This is a genomic window from Ideonella lacteola (assembly GCF_038066555.1).
In the GTDB taxonomy this organism is placed as follows: Bacteria; Pseudomonadota; Gammaproteobacteria; order Burkholderiales; family Burkholderiaceae_C; genus Ideonella; species Ideonella lacteola.
In genome coordinates, this window is sequence record NZ_JBBUTG010000060.1 from 1 (window position 1) to 3292 (window position 3292).

General features: G+C 56.4%; 3 protein-coding genes. All 3 read right to left on the reverse strand.

Annotated features, from left to right (window positions below; genetic code table 11):
* Positions 1 to 188: 188 nt before the first annotated feature.
* Positions 189 to 761: a hypothetical protein gene (locus tag AACH06_RS29895; RefSeq protein WP_341429485.1), complete on the reverse strand. Its 573-nt coding sequence runs from the start codon at positions 759 to 761 to the stop codon at positions 189 to 191.
* Between the two features lie 58 nt (positions 762 to 819).
* Positions 820 to 3072, reverse strand: coding sequence for a hydroxyethylthiazole kinase (locus tag AACH06_RS29900; protein ID WP_341429486.1), 2253 nt, complete (start codon positions 3070 to 3072; stop codon positions 820 to 822).
* A gap of 10 nt (positions 3073 to 3082) precedes the next feature.
* Positions 3083 to 3292 (reverse strand): DUF2345 domain-containing protein (locus tag AACH06_RS29905; RefSeq protein WP_341429487.1); only part of this gene is annotated, 210 nt, incomplete at its 5' end.

The following is a 3292-nucleotide window of genomic DNA, read 5'->3' on the forward strand; positions in this document are numbered from 1 at the left end:
ACCGGGGCCAGGGTGGGCACGCTGGCGCTGATGACCTGGCCGGACTTGTAGTCGCTGCTGCTGGCGGTGAGGGTGCGCGCACCCCACTGCACGGCCAGGTCGAATTGCGTGACGCCGTCCTGATCCTGCACCTGGCTGGCGCGGTGAAAACGCAAACCCGCGCCGCCCAGCGCGCTGGCAGGAAAGCTCTATTTGTAGTTCGAAAGTTCTGAGCAACGATCAAGCTTCGATTGCGTTGTTATCTGCCCACTATGAGTTAAACAAACAGGCTTCTTGTAGCTTGCCTCGATTCGCCTCTTGCAATCTCGATTTGAGGAAATATCAAGTGCGTACGCGTTCTTACCCGCTTCTGCGCAGATTGTTCCACCGGTGACCAGTTCCAGCGATTCACCGGATAGTGAAATATTCGTTTCGCTGGCTATATAGGTGTTCTTATATATCGAATAGCCCTGCTGAATTATATGGACAAACGTGTTGTGTCCGGCGGATTCTGCACCGGCAGGGATCTCTCCAATACGCCTGGCACTTCCGCCCTTAAAGGTGATTCTGTAGACCTCGTTTTGAGCGTTTAGTCCAAGTTCAATGGGCGATATTCTAACTAGGCCCTCTAATGAATTTGTACTAGATTCAATGAACTCGAAGCTGCGTTGACAGCCATCGGTTATATTTGGCAGCGAAACTGGCAGAGAGCTAGTGGATCCGATAAGTTCAAGTTGAATTTGAGAATTGGCTTCCGAGCACTTTATGTCGGTTGCGGCCATGCAAGTGCTATAAAGGAACGGACCCAATAGTAGTCCGGTCGCGAGTCGACTGATCATATTAGTATTCGGCGAAAAATGAATGGATGCGCACTGTTTCCTGGCCCCGTTGAGGCCGGTTAGCGTCAGCTGGCCAAGGGGTGGTTACCCCCACAGACTCTGCGTCGCCCCGAATCTTTCTAGTCATGTCGTCAATTGTTGCGAATTCCACGCCGGCATCGGCGGTTCGGGTTAGTTTATTTTTGGCCCAGAACCAACCTGCGGTATCGATGCACGCATATATGTCTGTATATGCACGATCAGGGTCATTAATCTCTGGAGGCATATTCTCTGCCCTGGCGGCCGCAACGAGATTGGGGTTTTGGGTTGGGAGAGTATTCAATTGAGCGGTTGGAATGTTGGTTCCGGATAGTCCCCACCAACGTGCGTCAACCCACCAACGTTGTTTGAAAGTGGATTGCCTAAGCCAGCCACGGTAGATCCAGTATTTTGAATAGTTGTCGCGGCCGGTCATTTGCTTTAGTCCCCTGCCGCAAAATTTGTGGCCATCATTCCATTCGACGTTTCCGAGCCAACCCTTGAAGTTTCTGGCTTTCGCGTACTTGCGAAAGTAGTCGTCTGGATCGCCGTTGTAGCGTTCCTTCATCAGGGTGAGCTGCAGTGACTCAACAGCCGCCTGCCCGAAAAAATGGCCATTCCGAGAGTTGCTGAGTATTCCATACTTTTGTCGACATGAATTCAGTTTCTGTCGATACTTTTCTATATTTGCTGCGGTCGCTGCTGGATATATTCTCTTCAGTTCCGATGCGGACAGCCAGCCAGACTTCCGTAGCTGCGATATGAAGCTTCGCGGCTGAAAGTGCCAATGATTCACTGGCAGGCCTGTTTCTCCGGGAAGGAACGCTAGCGCCTCAATGTGGGCCTTGAGCAACTCGAAGTCTGAGTTCGTGAATGGAATTGGATTTTCAGGAGTCGTCGTTTTTAGCCATTCCCAGCGTCGGTCGATGGCGGAGGCATCCCATTCCGACGGGAATTTGCAGATGGCGCGCGCCAGCCTAGGCGCGACTGCCGTATCGGCCAGGCGCGCTGTAGCTTCGATGGGGTCCACTTGGCCCTCGCCACTGATGTCGAGCCAAGACCTTAGGGTAGCGGAGTCGCAGCGGCTGTCCTGATCGGCACTGTCGTCAATCAGCCGCCACTGTTGCCAATGCGGAAAGTCGGCATCACTGAATTTGCGCACACCCTGAGCGTTCAAATTCACCCAGCCGCTCCCTCCGGCATAGGGGACGCGACGCCAGTGCGGTAAATCGGCCGGGATGAGGGATTCGTTTGCCGTGTTGATGACGCGTCCAAACCGCAGCAACTCGTAAACCGCGCTTGGGGCCGGGCAGGCGTCGGCGGGGAAGACATTGCTGATTTCGATGGCGCGCGCGTACAGGTTGTACTCAGCGTCTTGCTCTTCGGAGAGTTGCCCGACGGCCGTTCCGTCGGGCGCGAGGGTACTTAGCCATGCGCTCCCGCGATGGCCAGCTGCACCGTGGCCATCCGAGTAGCGAAGCGCTATAACCAGTATTTCGCCTTCGGCGCTGGTGTGGGTTGCCTGCAATGGTTGCACCGGAGGTAGCGGCGCGTTGTCGCTGGGCTTGGGTGGTTGGATGTGCGCGACGGAGCGATTGTCCAAGGGCTTTCGGTCGTAGAAGTTCGTGCCGGACGGCAGCACGAAGTACACCTGACCGTAGACTGCATCGAGTCGCCCATCTGAGGTTGTAGATAAATCGCCGCTGGCACGACCGACGAGACGGGCCAAGTTAGCGTCATCACAGACGATCTCGAAGTGAATTCGCCGCTGCGTGTCACCGTAGATCTGGCCAGCGGCGCCCAATTCAGACTTGCGATATGCGGTTCTTCCTACCTGAAGGGCTGGATGAACGGCGCTCAGGTGCATGTAGATCGAGAAGAACACCACCCGCGCGTTGGCGCCTTCGCCGATTTCCGTTTCGTGGCGCAGTACGACAACCCCGTTGTCGGTCCAGCGCCCACGGTAGGCCAGTGGATGGTCGGTCGGAAGTGGGCCGCTCGGCTGCGGCGTCGGGGTGCGCGTGAAGACAACCGTCCCGTCTGCGATGGCTCGCACTGGCTCGGGCGTGTCTCCGTTCATCGGCGCAATCAGGTGCATGCCGCCGTGCCAACCTAGATTGAGGCTCAACGGAAATGCACCGTCTCCGGGTTGACCGCCAGACATGCAGCGGTTGATCCAATCGTCTTCGGATTCGTTTGCAAGACGGGCGGGCAAGAAGGGGGGGCTGATCAGCATGGCTCAGCCTTCAAAGTGAGAACGCATAGCGCGCGACAGTGATGAGCTCGCCCTTCGGTAGGGCAGGAAGAGAAGTCGGCACACTTTGCGGCCCCACCAAGCTCTTCTTACCTGCCTTGACGGTGTAGGTTCCCGGGCAGGTGACGACGATCTTGCCGTCGGCGATGGTGATGTTGGCGCCGTGGGAGTTGGCGATGACGATGCGCTTGGCGGCGGCGAA

Coding starts and splice junctions, on each gene's coding strand:
- AACH06_RS29900 (WP_341429486.1), bottom strand. CDS start 3,072: ATGCTGATCAGCCCCCCCTTCTTGCCCGCCCGTCTTGCAAACGAATCC.
- AACH06_RS29895 (WP_341429485.1), bottom strand. CDS start 761: ATGGCCGCAACCGACATAAAGTGCTCGGAAGCCAATTCTCAAATTCAA.